This is a genomic window from Flavobacterium humi (genome assembly GCF_004745595.1).
Taxonomy (GTDB): domain Bacteria; phylum Bacteroidota; class Bacteroidia; order Flavobacteriales; family Flavobacteriaceae; genus Flavobacterium; species Flavobacterium humi.
The window spans coordinates 403,265-421,645 of sequence record NZ_SRLH01000004.1 but is presented as its reverse complement, the minus strand read 5'-3'; the positions used below and the strand labels follow the sequence as shown (position 1 = coordinate 421,645).

General features: G+C 43.9%; 15 protein-coding genes. 14 read left to right on the top strand and 1 reads right to left on the bottom strand.

Going from position 1 to position 18,381, the window contains the following annotated elements; genetic code table 11:
- Nucleotides 1-34 precede the first annotated feature (34 nt).
- From fahA to argH, 11 genes are all read left to right on the top strand, one after another.
- Entirely contained in the window at nt 35-1,318 is a 1,284-nt protein-coding gene (gene fahA, locus E4635_RS09535) for a fumarylacetoacetase (RefSeq protein WP_135526408.1), read from the top strand.
- Nucleotides 1,319-1,400: 82 nt separating this feature from the next.
- Nucleotides 1,401-1,922, top strand: a complete 522-nt coding sequence (locus E4635_RS09530) for a hypothetical protein (protein ID WP_135526407.1) — start codon at nt 1,401-1,403, stop codon at nt 1,920-1,922.
- 180 nt (nt 1,923-2,102) lie between these two features.
- The gene (locus E4635_RS09525; protein WP_135526406.1) at nt 2,103-3,287 is read left to right on the top strand and encodes a hypothetical protein; all 1,185 of its coding nucleotides are present in this window, start codon (nt 2,103-2,105) and stop codon (nt 3,285-3,287) included.
- 446 nt (nt 3,288-3,733) lie between these two features.
- Nucleotides 3,734-4,369 (top strand): GNAT family N-acetyltransferase, encoded by a 636-nt coding sequence (locus E4635_RS09520; RefSeq protein WP_135526405.1) that lies wholly within the window; start codon nt 3,734-3,736, stop codon nt 4,367-4,369.
- Nucleotides 4,356-5,564, top strand: coding sequence for an argininosuccinate synthase (locus E4635_RS09515; RefSeq protein ID WP_135526404.1), 1,209 nt, complete (start codon nt 4,356-4,358; stop codon nt 5,562-5,564). Before E4635_RS09520 ends, E4635_RS09515 begins: the two co-directional genes overlap by 14 nt.
- Nucleotides 5,557-6,534: an N-acetyl-gamma-glutamyl-phosphate reductase gene (gene argC, locus E4635_RS09510; RefSeq protein WP_135526403.1), complete on the top strand. Its 978-nt coding sequence runs from the start codon at nt 5,557-5,559 to the stop codon at nt 6,532-6,534. Before E4635_RS09515 ends, argC begins: the two co-directional genes overlap by 8 nt.
- Before the next feature lie 57 nt (nt 6,535-6,591).
- Nucleotides 6,592-7,728 carry an aspartate aminotransferase family protein gene (locus E4635_RS09505; protein ID WP_135526402.1) on the top strand — a complete coding sequence of 379 codons (1,137 nt, stop codon included), beginning with the start codon at nt 6,592-6,594 and terminating at the stop codon, nt 7,726-7,728.
- A gap of 6 nt (nt 7,729-7,734) precedes the next feature.
- Nucleotides 7,735-8,688 (top strand): N-acetylornithine carbamoyltransferase, encoded by a 954-nt coding sequence (locus tag E4635_RS09500; protein WP_135526401.1) that lies wholly within the window; start codon nt 7,735-7,737, stop codon nt 8,686-8,688.
- Nucleotides 8,675-9,460 (top strand): acetylglutamate kinase, encoded by a 786-nt coding sequence (gene argB / locus E4635_RS09495; RefSeq protein ID WP_135526400.1) that lies wholly within the window; start codon nt 8,675-8,677, stop codon nt 9,458-9,460. Before E4635_RS09500 ends, argB begins: the two co-directional genes overlap by 14 nt.
- Nucleotides 9,457-10,530: a M20 family metallo-hydrolase gene (locus E4635_RS09490; RefSeq protein ID WP_135526399.1), complete on the top strand. Its 1,074-nt coding sequence runs from the start codon at nt 9,457-9,459 to the stop codon at nt 10,528-10,530. The genes argB and E4635_RS09490 overlap by 4 nt, the downstream gene beginning before the upstream one ends.
- Nucleotides 10,531-10,577: 47 nt before the next feature.
- Nucleotides 10,578-11,858, top strand: coding sequence for an argininosuccinate lyase (argH, locus tag E4635_RS09485; protein WP_135526398.1), 1,281 nt, complete (start codon nt 10,578-10,580; stop codon nt 11,856-11,858).
- A 48-nt stretch (nt 11,859-11,906) separates the two neighbouring features.
- On the opposite strand, the gene ytxJ is transcribed toward argH, so the two are convergent.
- Nucleotides 11,907-12,293: a bacillithiol system redox-active protein YtxJ gene (ytxJ, locus tag E4635_RS09480; protein ID WP_135526397.1), complete on the bottom strand. Its 387-nt coding sequence runs from the start codon at nt 12,291-12,293 to the stop codon at nt 11,907-11,909.
- A 197-nt stretch (nt 12,294-12,490) separates the two neighbouring features.
- Here ytxJ and clpB point away from each other — a divergent pair, with 197 nt between their 5' ends.
- The 3 genes from clpB to E4635_RS09465 all read left to right on the top strand — a co-directional run bounded on the left by clpB (nt 12,491) and on the right by E4635_RS09465 (nt 18,153).
- A complete protein-coding gene (gene clpB, locus E4635_RS09475; RefSeq protein ID WP_135526396.1) occupies nt 12,491-15,109 on the top strand; it encodes an ATP-dependent chaperone ClpB in 2,619 nt (872 codons plus the stop codon).
- 395 nt (nt 15,110-15,504) lie between these two features.
- Complete coding sequence (locus tag E4635_RS09470) at nt 15,505-16,644, top strand: ABC transporter ATP-binding protein (RefSeq protein ID WP_135526395.1); 1,140 nt, start codon at nt 15,505-15,507, stop codon at nt 16,642-16,644.
- 9 nt (nt 16,645-16,653) lie between these two features.
- Complete coding sequence (locus E4635_RS09465) at nt 16,654-18,153, top strand: hypothetical protein (protein ID WP_135526394.1); 1,500 nt, start codon at nt 16,654-16,656, stop codon at nt 18,151-18,153.
- The last annotated feature ends 228 nt before the right edge of the window (nt 18,154-18,381 follow it).

The window sequence follows — 18,381 nt, the reverse complement described above, 5'->3', positions numbered from 1 at the left end:
TCAAGATTTTTCAACATATAAAACACACCACCTTATGCCCATTACAGCTAACGATCCCAGTAGAAAATCATGGTTAGACATAGCTACTGACAGCGATTTCCCCATCCAGAACATCCCTTTTGGCGTATTTTTAACCAAAGAGAACATTGTAACCGTAGGGACGCGTATTGGAGATTTTGCGATAGATCTAGGCGCTTTGCAGCAATTAAATTATTTTGAAGGAATAGATTTGACAGACGATGTCTTCATGCAGGACACTTTGAATGACTTTATTTCCGACGGAAAAAAAACATGGCGATTGGTCCGAAACCGTATTGCCGATATTTTCGATGAGACGAATCCAATCTTGCGGGACAACAAAAAACACCGCGATGTTGTGATTTTCAGGATGAAGGATATCGAGATGCAATTGCCGGTTTTTATAGGCGATTATACTGATTTCTATTCCAGTAAAGAACATGCGACCAACGTAGGGAAAATGTTCCGTGACCCGGAAAATGCCCTGTTGCCTAACTGGCTCCACATTCCTGTTGGCTACCACGGAAGAAGCTCTACCATTGTCCCTTCCGGGATTCCGGTACACCGCCCGATGGGGCAGACATTGCCAAATGGCGAAACGCAGCCGGTTTTCGGTGCTTCCAAATTAGTCGATTTCGAACTGGAAACCGCTTTTATTACGACAGATGCCAATATCATGGGCGAGAACATCCCTGTAAACGAGGCGGAAGAATACATCTTCGGGATGGTCCTGCTCAATGACTGGAGTGCCCGTGACATCCAAAAATGGGAATATGTGCCTCTTGGGCCTTTCCTGGCTAAAAACTTTGCCTCTTCTATCTCTCCATGGATCGTGACTATGGATGCTTTAGAGCCTTTCAGGACGGCAAGCCCGAAACAGGAGCCGGCTCCATTCCCGTATTTGCAGCAGGAAGGCGACCATGCTTTCGACATCAACCTTGAAGTAGGGATTACTCCTGAAAAAGGGGAAGAAACCATTGTATGCCAATCCAACCTTAAATATTTATACTGGACCATGAGCCAGCAATTGGCCCACCATACTATTAACGGATGCCGCATCAATTCTGGCGACATGATGGGTTCGGGCACTATTTCCGGACCAACGGAGGACAGCTTCGGTTCTATGCTGGAATTGACCTGGGGCGGAAAAAACCCTATCCAGATGAAAGACGGCAGCGAACGTAAATTCATCAATGATGGAGACACCGTTACCATGAGGGGTTTTTGCAAAAATGACGCTGTAAGGATTGGTTTCGGAGAGGTTTCAAGCAAACTTTTGCCTCCGATACCTACCAAATAATCAGCAATTTACATTTTCATTAACATACAAATAAGAGCAATTCCCGTACATTGCTCTTATTTTTTTACCTAAAAAGGACTATATGAAAAAAATTACGCTACTCTCATGCTTGTTTTTAATAAGCACTTTTTCATGGGCCCAAAAACCCTGCGATACAGATCCCGTATACCGTCAATTTGATTTTTGGATTGGAGAATGGGATGCCTTTGCCGCAAACGGGAAACTGGCGGGCCACAGCAAAATAAGCAAGATCCTGGACAATTGCTGTGTCTTGGAAGAATGGACTTCTGCCGGGGCACAACAAGGATTGGTTTTTAGCGGGAAAAGCTTCAACACTTACAATTCGGCTACCGGCCAATGGCAGCAAAATTGGGTTGACAACACGGGCGGAAGCACCGAATACCTGACCGGCCATTTCGAGAACGACGCCATGCATTTTGTAAGCCGCCCCTTTAAAAACCAGAATGGCATTACCTGCATCAGGAAGCTTACCTTCTTCAAACTAAAAGAAGGGAAAGTCCGTCAGTTTGGGGAAATTTCCAATGATGACGGAAAAACCTGGACCGCAGAATACGACCTCGAATACCGGCCTAAAAAAAACTAAACTCCTACAACGGGAGTTTTTTTTATGCCTTTACAATTGCAAACCAGCAGAATAGGTTTTTTTTCGGAACAGCACAAAAAAACGGCATCTTTTTTGGTACAGAAAAAGTAGTACAAAAAGATACCGGGGACGGCCGGATAGCTTCTCAAAAAAAATTATATTTGTCAAAATTCTGTTCTTATGAAGAAAATTACCTATTTACTATCACTTTTCATTATCGTATCCGCTTGCGGTGTCAAACAAACCCAGACCATGCTGAGCGATGGCGATTATGACGGTGCCATCAACAGGGCTGCCGATGCGCTGAAAACCAACAAAAATGCCAAAGGAAAGCAAGATTACGTGTATTTGATCGAAGAAGCTTTCGCCAAAGCCAAAGAACGTGACCTACGCAATATCGATATGTTTGCCAAAGACGCCAATCCGGCCAACCTGGAAAAAATCTACAATACTTACCTTCAACTGAACAGCCGCCAGGAAAAAATCCGTCCGTTGTTGCCTTTGCCATTAATCAAAGAAGGGCGCAATGCCATTTTCCCTTTCGATAATTATTCAGACCAGATCATCAGCAGTAAAAATGCCCTGTCCAAATTTTTATACGACAACTCTAAATTATTGCTAAAAACTACTGATAAGATGAGTTTTAGAAGGGCTTACGATGATTTTGCCTACCTGGAAAGCATCAATCCCGGCTATAAAGACGTAAAACAACTCATGGAAGAAGCCCAGTTTAAAGGCACCGATTTTGTAAGCGTGTATACCAAAAACGAAACCAATATGGTCATTCCGGGGCGTTTGCAGAATGATTTGCTGGATTTCAGTACTTTCGGCCTGAACGACAAATGGACCGTTTACCACAGCAACCGCCAAAAAGGAATCAATTATGATTATGGACTGATTGTAAACTTCCGCCAGATTGCCATTTCGCCGGAACAAGTAAAAGAAAAAGAATTCATCAAGGAAAAACAGGTCAAAGACGGATACAAACTGCTTTTGGACCCGAGAGGAAACCCCGTTAAAGACAGTTTGGGCAATCCGATCAAGGTGGATAATTTAAAAACCATCCGTATCAATATTTATGAATTCAGGCAATTTAAAGAGTGTAAAGTTACTGCCAAAGTTGATTATATCGATTTCAGGACCAACCAGTTAATTGAAGCTTTTCCGTTGTCTAGCGAGTTTGTTTTTGAAAACATCTACTCCAATTACAATGGCGACCGAAATGCCTGTGATGAAAGTTACCTGCCGTACTTCAGCCGTAAAGCGGTGCAATTCCCAAGCAACGAGCAAATGGTTTACGATACCGGGGAAGACCTGAAGGCAAAACTCAAGAACATCATCAGCAGAAACAAATTCAGGAGGTAAAATCCTCTTCCATACCAAAAAGCACTCTCATCCGGGAGTGCTTTTTTTATATAAACATCTGCAAAACAGATAATTGTAATACTTTTTTAAAATTTTATTTTTTGTATTGAAAAATATTTTACATTTGCCCCAATGAAAACAACAAAGTTACATAGTAACCTTTCTTCACGGAAAACCCTGATCCCCACTTCACGGACAGAGCGGACGCAATTCTAGTACCCGAGTTTTTCTTATTGTTATTCATTTCTTATTTTCCCTTATTTTGGAAACATTTGGTTTAGTAAGCCCGAAAGGACTTCACCACATATCATTTATTTTTTCTTTCCCCGCTGTACCAGCTACAGTCCGGCCGTAAGGTCTGTTATTCTTCCCTGAAACAAGTGCGCCTTGTTTCTAACTCCCGTCCGTATTTTATTTTCAATTAATCTTTTTTACTCATTATTAAAATGAATGTAATCATTGTTATTGCCCAAAAGGAGCACTATCATTATGCACAGGAAATTTGTGATACCATCCAGGCATCTGCACTTCAAAGAGGGACCGGCATCGCCAAAAGGACTCCGGAATACATCCGAAAAAAAATAGACAACCAGGAAGCGGTGATTGCCCTGGAAGGCGAAAAGTTTGCCGGGTTCTGCTATATCGAAAGCTGGCAGCACGGAAAATTCGTAGCACATTCGGGGCTTATTGTCCATCCCGGCTACAGGCATTTGGGTTTGGCAAAAAAAATAAAAACCTATGTGTTCAACTATTCTCAAAAAAAGTACCCTGAGGCTAAAATATTCGGGATTACAACAGGGCTGGCCGTGATGAAGATCAATTCCGACCTGGGTTACCGCCCTGTTCCTTTTTCGGAACTCACTGCCGATCCGAGCTTCTGGGCAGGCTGCAAAACCTGTACCAATTTTGAAATCCTGCAAAGCAAAGATTTTAAAATGTGCCTGTGCACCGGAATGTTGTTCGATCCTCAGGAAAAAAAATCACAAAAAACAGCTTATACCATTAACACAAAAGTCCTGGCCAGGCTCAAAAGCATCAAACAGGCACTTTTCTTAAAAAACAAATACCATGACATCAAATAAAGAACCCAAAAAAGTAGTATTGGCCTATAGCGGTGGTTTAGACACTTCCTATTGCCTCAAGTACCTGATTCTCCAAGGATTTGAAGTCCATACCGTTTTAGTCAATACCGGTGGTTTTACCCAGGCCGAATTGGAAGCAACAGCCCAAAGAGCTTACCAGTTGGGAAGCACGCAACATACCAACCTGGATATTATTGAAAAATACTACCAAAAAGCCATCAAATTCTTAATCTTCGGGAATGTGCTTAAAAACAATACGTACCCGCTTTCCGTGAGTGCCGAAAGAGTTTTCCAGGCCCTGGAAGTCATCCAGTATGCCAAAGCCATCGGCGCTTCGTCCATAGCACACGGAAGCACCGGTGCCGGAAACGACCAGATCCGTTTCGACCTCATCTTCCAAACTATAGCTCCTGAAATTGAAATCATCACGCCTATCAGGGACCTAAAACTTTCCAGACAGGAAGAAGTAACCTTTTTGCAGCAAAACGGTGTTCCCTATTCGTGGGAAAAAGCCCAATATTCCATCAATAAAGGCATTTGGGGTACCAGCGTGGGCGGGAAAGAAACCCTAACCTCCCATTTGCCCCTGCCGGAAGAAGCCTTCCCATCGCAATTGCAAAAAGAAGCACCCGAAAAAGTAATCCTGGAATTCGAAAAAGGAGAACTCATCGGCCTCAACAACCACAAAGACACCCCGGCCAACAACATCCTCCAACTGGAAAAAATAGCCGGCGCGTTTGCCATAGGCAGGGACATCCATGTGGGTGACACCATCATCGGGATCAAAGGAAGAGTAGGATTCGAAGCCGCTGCACCGCTCATCATCATCAAAGCGCACCACCTGCTGGAAAAACACGTGCTTACCAAATGGCAGCAATACTGGAAAGAACAATTGGGCAACTGGTACGGGATGCTCTTCCACGAAGGCCAGTTCCTGGATCCGGTCATGAGGAATATTGAAGCTTTCCTGGCAGATACCCAACAAACCGTAACAGGAAAAGTGGCCGTTACTTTACAGCCCTACCATTTCTCGTTAGATGGCATCGAATCTCCCCACGACCTGATGAATACGACCTTTGGGCAGTACGGAGAGATCAACAATGCCTGGTCCGCAGAAGACGCCAAAGGCTTTATCAAAATTTTAGGCAATGCCCAAACTATTTATTCACACGTAAATGCACTACACCATGATTAAGGCAGGAATTATCGGAGGCTCAGGCTATACCGCCGGGGAATTGTTGCGTTTGTTGCAAAACCACCCCTGCGCAATAGTAGATTTCGCGTACAGCACCACCCATGCCGGGAAACCGGTATCCCACATCCATCAGGATTTACTGGGCGACACTAACCTGGTATTCACCAATACTATCAATCCGGAAGTCAATGTGGTCTTTTTATGCCTGGGGCACGGCCAGTCGAAAGCTTTCCTGGATAGCCATCCTTTCGCTTCCCACACAAGGATTATCGACCTGGGCAATGATTTCCGTTTGGAAAAAACAGCCTGTTTTAACGAAATCCCTTTTGTTTACGGTTTGCCCGAATGGCAGAAGGCCGAAATCAAAAAAGCAAAATACATTGCCAATCCCGGTTGTTTTGCCACGGCTATCCAATTGGCTTTGTTGCCATTGGCAAAGCAGCATTGGCTTCAGGACAGCATCCATATCAATGCCACAACTGGAAGTACGGGTGCCGGAGTGCAGCCTTCGGGGACTTCGCACCACGGCTGGAGGAACAACAATATGTCGCATTACAAAGCCTTCGAGCACCAGCATTTGGACGAAATAAACCAAAGCCTGAAGCAAGCGCAAAACGGCTTTGACCAGGAACTGCTGTTCATTCCCAACCGCGGCGATTTCACAAGAGGCATTTTTGCCACCTTGTATACCAAGACCGAAGCCTCATTGGAAACCATCGTAGAGCAGTTTACCCGTTTTTATGCCGATGCGCCTTTTGTGGTCGTTACCACAGAAGACATCCATCTCAAGCAGGTCGTGCAAACCAACAAATGCATCATCAGCCTAGCCAAAAAAGGCGGTTACCTACTGCTTACCTCGGTCATAGACAACCTCATCAAAGGCGCGTCAGGGCAGGCTATCCAGAATATGAACCTCATGTTTGGTTTGGATGAGAAAACAGGACTGCAATTAAAATCAGGTGCTTTTTAAAAATGTACGGTAGAAAGAATTATAACACAGAAATTACAACATCATAATACAACAAAAATGAATTTATTCAACGTTTACCCTCTATACAACATCACTCCGGTAAAGGCCTTAGGGCATACCATCTGGGACGAAAACCACCAACAATACCTGGACTTCTACGGAGGCCACGGCGTGATTTCCATCGGGCATTCACACCCCGCATACGTAAAGTCCATTACGGAACAGCTTCAGAAAATCGGTTTCTATTCCAATTCTATCCAAAATCCTATCCAGGAAGCTTTGGCGAAGAAACTGGCAGCTGTTTCGGGTTATTCTGATTATTCGCTTTTTTTATGCAATTCAGGCGCGGAGGCCAATGAAAATGCATTAAAACTGGCTTCATTCCACACCGGGAAATCAAAAGTGATCGCTTTCGCCAAAGCTTTTCACGGAAGGACCTCGGCAGCAGTTTCCGTTACCGACAACCCATCCATCCAGGCCCCTCTTAACCTCCACCACGAAGTAGTCTTCCTGCCGCTAAACGATATTGCCCTAGTAGAAAATGAAATCAGCAAAGGAGATGTTTGTGCCGTAATCATTGAAGGTATCCAGGGTGTTGGCGGCCTCGAAGAAGGTTCCACCGGTTTCTTTCAGGCCTTGGAAAAAATATGCCACATCCACAATGTCATCCTGATCCTGGATGAGATCCAAAGCGGCTATGGCCGTTCCGGGAAATTCTTTGCGCACCAGCATCATAACATCCAGCCGGACATCATTTCCATGGCCAAAGGAATGGGCAATGGCTTTCCTATCGGCGGTATTTTAATCAGCCCGAAATTCAAAGCTTCCTATGGTTTACTGGGGACTACCTTCGGAGGGAATCACCTGGCCTGTGCCGCAGCCTTATCGGTTCTGGAAGTCCTGGAAAAAGAACTTTTAATGCAAAATGCAACGCTTCTGAGCAGCTATTTCATCGATCAAATGGAACAAATCCCCGCTGTCAAAAAAATCAAGGGCAGAGGCCTGATGCTAGGACTGGAATTTGATTTTGAAGTGAGTGCCTTGCGCGAAAAACTGATCCGTGAGGAATACATTTTTACCGGAAACGCTTCGCAAAAGAACCTGCTGCGCATCCTCCCTCCCTTAAACATTACAAAAGAAGCCATAGATTTTTTTGTGAAAGGCTTACAAAACGCATTAGCAACCTTACCTTAATTACACATGAAACATTTTACATCCGTACACCATATAGAAGACCTGGACGAATTGCTGTTGCTGGCAAAAAACATCAAATCCGATCCTTACGCCAACAAATCCCTGGGAGAAAACAAGACGTTGGGGCTGCTGTTTTTCAATCCCAGCTTAAGAACCAGGCTGAGCACCCAAAAAGCCGCGGCCAATTTAGGAATGAACTGCATTACCATGAACCTGAACAATGAAGGCTGGAGCCTCGAATTTGAAGAAGGTGCCGTAATGAATGGCGACAAGGCCGAACATATCAAAGAAGCTGCGCAGGTCATTTCGCAATACTGCGATATTATCGCCGTGAGAAGCTTCCCTACCCTGACCGATAAAAAGAAAGATGAAGAAGAACAGGTTATCCAATCGTTTGTCAAATATGCCACGGTTCCCGTTATCAGCCTGGAAGGCGCAACCGAACATCCGCTGCAGGCACTCGCCGACATCCTGACCATCCAGGAATATAAAACGAAAAGCAAACCCAAGGTTGTACTCACCTGGGCACCTCATCCTAAAGCATTGCCGCATGCCGTCCCCAATTCTTTTGTAAAAATGATGCAGATGGCCCATGTCGATTTTGTTATTGCACATCCCCACGGGTATGAGCTCGATCCTGAGGTAACAAAAGGTAGTATAATCGTCCACAATCAGGAAGAAGCCTTTGCCGGTGCCGATTTCATTTATGCCAAAAATTGGAGCAATTACAACGATTACGGAAAAATCCTTTCCCAGGATGCCTCTTGGACGGTAACCCCCGAAAAAATGGAACTGACCAACCGCGCCAAATTCATGCATTGCCTGCCCGTGAGGAGGAACCAGATTGTAAGCGATGCTGTCCTGGACAGCGAGGCTTCTATTGTCATCCCGCAGGCCAACAACAGGACTTATGCCACTCAAGCCATACTAACGCAACTGCTCAACCATGAAAACAAATAAAGAAGTAACACTCGTCAAGATTGGAGGGAATGTCATTGATGACGCAGAAGCGTTAACCAATACACTAATGGCTTTTGCCAACATAAAAGGCCCCAAAATACTGGTACACGGCGGTGGTAAAGAAGCCAGCCGCATGGCCCAAAAACTAGGTATCCAGCCCCAAATGATAGACGGAAGGAGAATTACCGATGCCCCAATGCTCGATGTGGCCGTGATGACCTATGCCGGATTACTGAACAAGAAAATCGTGGCACAACTCCAGGCTTTGGGAACGTCATCCATTGGTTTTTCAGGTGCTGACGGAAACCTCATCCTTTCGGAAAAAAGAAAAAACACCACCACAGATTTCGGGTTTGTGGGCGATGTCGTTTCCGTAAACGATCAAATGCTTTCTATGTTCCTGGAAGAAGGCATAGTGCCGGTTTTCTGTGCCATTACCCATGACGGTGCCGGGCAATTGCTGAACACTAATGCCGATACGATCACTTCTGCCTTGGGAGTTGCCCTGTCTGGGAAATATTCGGTAAAAATCACCTATTGTTTTGAAAAGAAAGGTGTTTTGATTAATACCGAAGATGACAATTCGGTCATTTCCACCATCACACAGTCAAAATACAATGACCTGATTGCTATTGGCGCCATTCATTCCGGGATGATCCCAAAACTGGATAATTGCTTTTATGCCCTTTCCAAAGGTGTCCAGCAGATCATCATCGGCCATCATTCTGTTATTGGAGAATCCAACGCACTTTATACCACCATTCAATTATGAAAGCAATCACTGCCTTAACATCACAGGCCATCACATTATTAAAAAAACTGATCGAAACACCTTCTTTTTCAGGTGAAGAAGACAAAACCGCGCTTTTAATAGCAAGTTGGTTTGATCAGAACGATATTCCATTCCAAAGGGAAAAGCATAATATCTGGGCCTATAATCATTATTTTGATGCCGCAAAACCTACATTGTTACTCAATTCCCATCATGATACGGTCAAACCCAACCAGGGATATACTTTGGATCCTTTTACTGCAATTGAAAAAGAGGACAAACTCTTTGGGTTGGGAAGCAATGATGCGGGAGGCTGCCTGGTTTCCTTACTGGCAGCATTTACGTATTTGCACAAACAGGAAAACCTGTCGCATAATATTGTGATGGTGGCTTCCGCCGAAGAAGAAAGCAGCGGCCCAAACGGCCTGAACAGCGTATTAAACCATTTGCCTGAGCTGGATTGCGCCATCGTGGGAGAGCCTACGGAAATGCAATTGGCCATTGCCGAAAAAGGATTGTTGGTCCTGGATGTTATCGTTCCCGGAACAGCCAGCCACGCAGCGCACAACAATCCTGACAATCCCATCTATAATAGCCTGGAAGTCCTGCAATGGTTTAAAACCTACAAATTCGAGAAAGTTTCGGAAGTACTCGGCCCGGTAAAAATGACGGTGACCCAGATCAATGCCGGGAAGCAGCATAACGTAGTCCCTTCCGAATGCCACCTGGTTGTGGATATCCGTGTCAACGACTGTTATACCAATGAAGAAATACTAGGCCTGGTAACCCATCATATACAAGCTGCTGTACATCCGCGATCCATGCATTTGCGCTCTTCTTCCATTAGTAAAACGCATCTGCTGGTGCAGTCCGGTATCGCTTTAGGCCGAACTACTTATGGTTCGCCGACGCTTTCGGACCAATCAGTCCTGAACTGCCAGTCCTTAAAGTTGGGGCCGGGAAATTCCTTGCGTTCGCATACCGCTGATGAATTTATTTACACCAAGGAAATTGAAGAAGGAATCGCCTTGTATATCCAGATACTCCAGGGCTTTTTAAAACAAAAATAACACGTTGTGGAATCAATAGGGTTTCCCGACACAATACAGAATTACATATGAAACTATGGGAAAAAGGAATACCAACGGACCAGAAAATAGAACAATTTACTGTTGGCAATGACAGGGAACTAGATGCCGTACTGGCAAAATACGATGTACTGGGCTCTCTCGGCCATGCCAAAATGCTGGCCAAAACAGGTTTGATTACCCAAGAGGAAGCTATCGAATTATCAACGGCTTTGGAAACGATCCTCGCCACGATTGAAGCCGGGGCATTCCGTATTGAAGATACTTTTGAAGACGTGCACTCTCAAATCGAATACCTGCTCATTGAAAAACTCGGTGCGGCCGGAAAGAAAATCCATACCGCCCGTTCCAGGAACGATCAGGTGTTGGTCGACATCCATTTGTATCTGAAAGATGAAATCAGTACCATTAAAACATTGGTGAAAAATCTTTTTGAACTCCTGATGCACCTTGCGGAGAAAAACCAACACGTCTTATTGCCGGGTTATACCCATTTACAGGTGGCTATGCCTTCGTCATTCGGGTTATGGTTTTCCGCTTACGCTGAAAGTTTTATAGACGATATTACCCTTCTAAACGCCACCTTGCAGATAATAGACCAGAATCCGTTGGGATCTGCTGCCGGTTATGGGAGCTCCTTCCCTATTGACAGGGCCTATACAACCGAAGCCTTGGGTTTTTCGACGTTAAAATACAATGTTGTTGCTGCCCAGATGAGCCGTGGAAAATCGGAAAAAACGATGGCTTTTGCCATGAGCAGTGTGGCCGGGACGTTATCAAAACTGGCTATGGATGTATGCCTGTATTTGAGCCAGAATTTCAATTTTATCGAATTACCGGCCCATTTAACAACGGGTTCCAGTATTATGCCTCATAAGAAAAACCCCGATATTTTCGAACTTATCCGAGGAAAATGCAATAAGATCCAAAGCCTTCCCTATGAATTGACTTTGCTTACAAACAACCTGCCAAGCGGTTACCACAGGGATTTCCAATTATTGAAAGAAGGGCTGTTCCCGGCTGTTGAAAGTTTAAAATCCTGCCTGGAAATGGCACATTATGCCCTAAAAGGAATTGTCGTTAAAGAAGGTATTTTTGAGGATCCCAAATACCAATATTCCTTTACCGTCGATGCCATCAATGAAATGGTCGTAAACGGCATCCCGTTTAGGGACGCGTACAAAATCGTAGCGGAACAAATCGAAAACGGCACTCTCATTATTCCTGGAAATACGAAACATACCCATCAAGGAAGCATCAATAATTTATGCCTTGAAGAAATCAGGCAGAAAATGAACGGATCATATTGATTGAAAAAGGCTGGTATTAACCGGCCTTTTCTATTTCTGTGTGGTGCTTTATACAAATTGCTTCAATTCTTCCGCCGCAATATCGCCATGGGAAGCATCGTAAACCGAAATCCCGTTCTTAACGACAATCAGTTGAGGCGATTGGTGTACAACCCCAAAACGTTCGGCTATTGCATTCGAAATAGAACGATAGGCCAACAAATCCAGAAAATACAATTCCATTTTATCTGTGGCAATAGCATATTCATTCTCAAATTGTTTCAAAGCCATCTTACTGATCCCGCAACGGGTGCTGTGCTTGAAGAGCACCACAGGTTTTTCAAATGAAATGGTTACGATTTCATCTAATGGAGTTTCTTCCAAATACTGCCAATGTATTTTAGGCAGCTTTTCCGTTTGGTCTCCTTCTCCGAATATTTTATGTAAAAAACTCATTTTTATAGATTAAATTAATGCAATTGAACTTTCCAAAATTACCCGTTTCGTCTTGTTTTGTGACATTTTGTCTTCATTAAAACTCGAATTTACACAAAAAACAGTCATTTTGACCGAAAAATCCAATTGGAATACAAATTGTTTATTTCACTGCAAAGTAACAAATACTATTTACAATTCTCAAAAGCATTAACAATATGAACATAAATAATTTAACAATCAAATCTCAGGAGGCTTTACAAAAGGCCCAGCAGATCACGCAAGGCTTCGGCCAGCAGCAGATAGAAAACGAGCACGTCTTTAAAGGAATATTGGAAGTGGATGAAAACGTAGCGCCTTTTATCCTTAAAAAACTGAATATCAACGTAGAGTTGTTCAAACAGATATTGGACAGCACCATCCAGAATTTCCCTAAAGTTTCGGGGGGCGAGTTGGTATTGTCCCGCGACGCTTCGACGATGCTCAATGAAGCCAACAACATCGCCAAGAAAATGAACGATGAGTATGTTTCCATAGAACATTTAATCCTGGCCATATTCAAGTCAAAAAGCAAGGTAGCGCAGATTTTAAAAGACCAAAGCGTTACCGAAAAAGGGTTGCAGGCCGCCATAAATGAAATCCGCAGGGGCGAAAGGGTGACTTCCGCTTCCGCAGAAGAGACTTACAATGCCTTAAACAAATATGCCAAAAACCTTAACGAATTAGCCAAAAACGGCAAACTCGATCCAGTAATCGGGCGTGATGAAGAAATCCGCCGTGTATTGCAGATCTTAACCCGCAGAACCAAAAACAACCCAATGCTCGTGGGAGAACCCGGCGTAGGGAAAACAGCGATCGCGGAAGGCCTTGCGCACCGAATCGTAGATGGTGACGTACCGGAAAACCTAAAGGACAAAGTTGTGTATTCCCTTGATATGGGAGCCTTGATTGCCGGGGCAAAATACAAAGGGGAGTTTGAAGAACGCCTTAAATCGGTTGTAAAAGAAGTAACTTCAGCCGAAGGAGATATCGTGCTTTTCATTGACGAAATCCACACGCTTGTAGGTGCCGGAGGTGGCGAAGGTGCGATGGATGCCGCAAACATCCTAAAACCGGCCCTGGCCCGAGGCGAATTGAGAGCCATAGGCGCAACCACGCTGGACGAATACCAGAAATATTTCGAAAAAGACAAAGCCCTGGAACGTCGTTTCCAAAAAGTAAATGTAGACGAGCCAGATACCGAAAGTGCTATTTCCATCCTCAGGGGAATTAAGGAAAAGTACGAAACGCACCATAAAGTAAGGATTAAAGACGACGCGATTATTGCCGCGGTCGAATTATCGCAACGTTATATCACCAATCGTTTCCTGCCGGACAAAGCCATCGATTTAATGGATGAGGCGGCGTCCAAATTACGAATGGAAATCAACTCCAAACCGGAAGAACTAGATGTGCTGGACAGGAAAATCATGCAATTGGAAATTGAAATTGAAGCCATCAAGCGGGAAAACGACGAAACGAAATTAAAAGCCCTCGGCCTGGATTTAGCCAACTTAAAAGAAGAACGCAATGAAATCTATGCCCGCTGGAAATCGGAAAAAGACCTGGTAGACAGCATCCAATCGGTAAAACACGACATTGAAGAATTCAAACTCGATGCCGAAAGGGCCGAACGCGAAGGCGATTATGGAAAAGTGGCCGAAATCCGTTACGGAAAAATCAAAGAAGCCCAAACCACATTGGACACTTTGCAACAACAGCTCCAGGAAAACCAATCCGGAAGTTCCTTAATCAAAGAAGAAGTGACCCGTGAAGACATCGCGGAGGTCGTGGCCAAATGGACCGGTGTCCCTGTCATGAAAATGCTTCAGGGGGAAAGGGAAAAACTGTTGCGCCTGGAAGACGAGCTCCATCACAGGGTCGTAGGCCAGGAAGAAGCCATTGAAGCCATCAGTGATGCCGTGCGCCGCAGCCGGGCAGGATTGCAGGATTCGAAAAAACCTATCGGTACTTTCCTTTTCCTGGGAACTACCGGTGTGGGGAAAACCGAATTGGCCAAAGCCCTGGCGGAATATTTATTTGATGATGAAAACGCCCTGACCCGTATAGATATGAGCGAGTACCAGGAACGCCACAGCGTAAGCCGCTTGGTGGGAGCTCCTCCGGGTTATGTAGGGTATGACGAAGGCGGGCAACTCACCGAAGCCGTAAGGAGAAAACCCTACTCGGTGGTGTTGCTGGACGAAATAGAAAAGGCGCATCCGGACACTTTCAATATCTTATTGCAGGTGTTGGATGAAGGACGGTTAACCGATAACAAAGGCCGCCTTGCCGATTTCAAAAACACGATCATCATCATGACCTCTAACATGGGAAGCAATATCATCCAGGAGAAGTTTGAAAACCTCAAAGGAAGTGCCGATGCCGCCATTGAAGCCGCCAAAATTGAAGTCCTGGGCTTATTGAAGCAAACCGTCCGCCCGGAATTCATCAACCGTATCGATGAGATTGTGATGTTTACACCGTTAAGCAACGATAACATCAAAAAGATTGTAGGCCTGCAGCTGAAAAGCGTCATCAAGATGCTCGCCCTGCAAAACATTTCAATGGATGCCACGCCTGAAGCCATCGAATACCTTACGGAAAAAGGTTACGATCCGCAATTTGGGGCAAGGCCGGTAAAAAGGGTCATCCAAAGAGAGGTCCTGAACCAGCTTTCCAAAGAAATCCTTTCCGGAAAAGTCACCACAGACAGTATTATTTTACTGGACAGTTTTGACGGCCACCTGGTTTTCAGGAACCAGACAAACCTGGCACCGGAGAAGGAAATTAAATAAAATATAGTTTTTTTCATATTTTTGTTTTGGTTAGTCCCTGGCAGTTTTTTTAGCAAGCTGCCAGGGATTTTTTTTGGAAAGTATAGTGTTCGGTTTTGAGTCGCAGTTTTGAGTCGCAGTTTCAGTTTTCAGTTATGGAAGTGAAATGAATGATGTGAGAAGCGAAATAAGTAGCGTGAGAAGTGAAATGAAGAGCGTGAGAAGCAAAGTAAGCCGTGTGAGAAAGAAGTAGGCATTCACAGAAATAAAACAGGTAAATGCTACTGCGTCCTACAACTGAAAACTGAAACTGCGACTAAATCCTACGACTGAATACTGAATTATTTTACTACTTTAGCCGAAATCACAAAAACAAACAAGAACAGTACCGTACCAAAAATGCCGGCATAAAACCTATGAGCTTATTTGAAAAACAATACCAGGAAGTAACAGAATTACTTCAATTTGACGATTATTCCCAGGTGATCAAACGTATCATCGATTTTACTTTAGATACGGAAGATATCGTCTTCTACAAAAAAACCAATGATTTCCTTAATTGGCACGACACTCATACCGAAGCAGCCCCTGTCAAAGAGCGCCTGGCTATCCTGCTGCAAGAGCTGCATGCCGTATTGAGCCAGAAAAAAACCAAACCCCACCAGACGATTATTTCCATAGAAAACCTAAAGAAAACATACCATTCCAAATTTGCCCTAGGGCCTATTTCTTTGGATATAAAATCTGGGGAAATTATTGGTTTGGTAGGCGAAAACGGGAACGGGAAGACCACTTTACTGCGAAGCATCTGCGGCGAACTGCATCCTACCGAAGGCCAGGTAAAATACCATTTCCCATACAATGACCCGTACGATTTGCGTACCAAACTGGTGTACATACCGCAGCGGACGGAAACCTGGCGGGGATCTATGTACAAAAACCTGGAATTTTCAGCGAGCTGCTACGGATATTCCGCCCAGGAAAACAATTTGGTTGTGGATTTGATTATTACTCGTTTGGGCCTTCGGAAATTCAGGAATTATAACTGGAACGGACTGTCTTCCGGGTACAAAATGCGTTTCGAACTGGCCAGGATGCTGCTTAGGAAACCGCAGATTTTATTAATTGACGAACCTTTGGCGAATTTGGATATCCTCGCCCAGCAAACCATACTGGATGATTTCAGGAATATTGCCAATTCGGCTTTCAGGCCTATTGCCATCGTATTGAGCTCGCAACAATTGTATGAAGTTGAAAAAACATCCAATCAGGTTGTGTTCCTGAAACAGGGAGCCCAGCGCAATTTAAAATCGGAAGAATCCCAGGAGCATAATTTTATCGTAGAATTTGAAACCTCGGAAACCATTAGTGCCCTGACCCAAAAATTAAGCAAGCTCGAATTGATTTCCCTGGAACAGAACGGAGGTACGCTGATTGCCGTTTTCCCTCTGGAAGTTACCATTTCCGACTTCATGAAAACATTGATCGAGGAGCAGATCCCTGTCAATTACCTAAGAAACATTACCCACTCCACCCGAAGATTTTTCGTTAAATAAAACAAGATTATGTTCAAAAATATACAAAAACAATTATTGTTAAAATATCCTTTGCTCTGGAACACCCGTTTTATCCCGATGGTTTGCATCGGTTTTTTGAGTAACCTGCTCTACTTTTTTGTAGGCTATGCCGACGGGGCCATTACTTTTAAGCAGCGGTATTATTCCAACCTCGATTTTACTTTTTTCAGTTTTTGCTTCCTGATTTCATTAATCATACTCATAGTGTGGCTGGTAACATATTTCAAGAACAATTCCTTCAAATCCTTTTATCCCAAAAGCAGGAATGCTCTTTTTTTCGAGTGGGTCCAGATCCTGGGGATTGTCTTTTTGTTATGCCTTTTTTATTTTCCTTTCGAATATGGAAGGCAACTCCACAAAAGGAATTATATGGATGAGGAAACGGCCCGCAAAAGATGCGAAACCATCTCGAAAGCGGATTTTTTTATCGATGGCGGGTTTGATGAAGCCGAAATCGATACTGTAAAATCAGTCTTTAGAGATACTGTCATTAACGGGACACCGGTGTATACCAATACTGTATATAAAGATTATGTGACGATTTTTGGTAAAAAATATTCGCCAACGGCTTTAATCAACAGGAATACAAACAGTTTCAGCTTTTCCACCCACGAGCAGGATTCCTTGCGTGTTTTAGCAGTGCGGAAGGTTTTGGCCGAAAACAAATCGGAGGAAGTTAAAAAAATCATGCAGGACTACCTTGCAATCATTAAAGAGCACGGATTGGAAACCAACCTGACCTGGGACAAATGGTTCGAGATTACTTACAACTATCCGGAATTCAGCCAATATGAATTGATTGCCCGAAACAGCCCAACCGATAAAGATGCCAACCAGTATCCTTCTTATTATGATGAAGGAGATGAGTATGCAACCATGGTGGCCGTAGCGGATACCACCGCAAAGGATTACTCCAAATATTTTATCGAAAGGAACACGCTTGTCCATAATTATGAAGAAGTTGCGAATGCTTTTACCAAATCCGTTTTTAAGGAAGAAACTGTTTTAGCTTTATTTTATGTCGCTTTTGGCTTGTCATTGCTCATTATTTCCTTTAGGGTAACTTCCGGGAAAAGCTGGCTGATTGCTGTTGTAGGATTGGGGATCCTGAATATTATCTTCGGGATAATGTCTGCCTCGACTAACGAGTCTTTAGTGTACTGCATCCTGATGATTTTGAGTATCATCGCCTTCTTTATTTATTTTGCTTCCATTAGCATGCGAAAGTCCGGGAAAAAACATTCCATGATTGTATTGAATCTTATTTTGTGGCTGTTCGGTTCTTTGATCCCGCTCTGCTATTTTACTTACATGGAATTGTATACAGCCTCGATACGCCATCTCGAGAATTACTATTACGACATTCATTACCAATTCCTGAACGACAATATCACGACGATGCTTTCCATCAACCTTATGACCGTTTTCATTACGATGTTTTTCCTGACCAGGCATATTAGGAACTGGAAAGGCCTTGCGGAGGAATAGTTTTCAGTTTTCAGTCGCAGTGTCAGTCGCAGTTTTCGGTCTCAGTTTTCGGTCTCAGTGGTGATATTCGGTTGTAGTAATCAGTTGCGGAAGTGAAATGAGGGGTGTGAGAAGTGAAATAAATAGCGTGAGAAGCGAAATAAACATCCACAGAAATAAAACAAATAACTGTTTCCTGAGACCGAAAACTGAAACTGCCATTGCAGCTCAAAACTGCCACTGAAAACT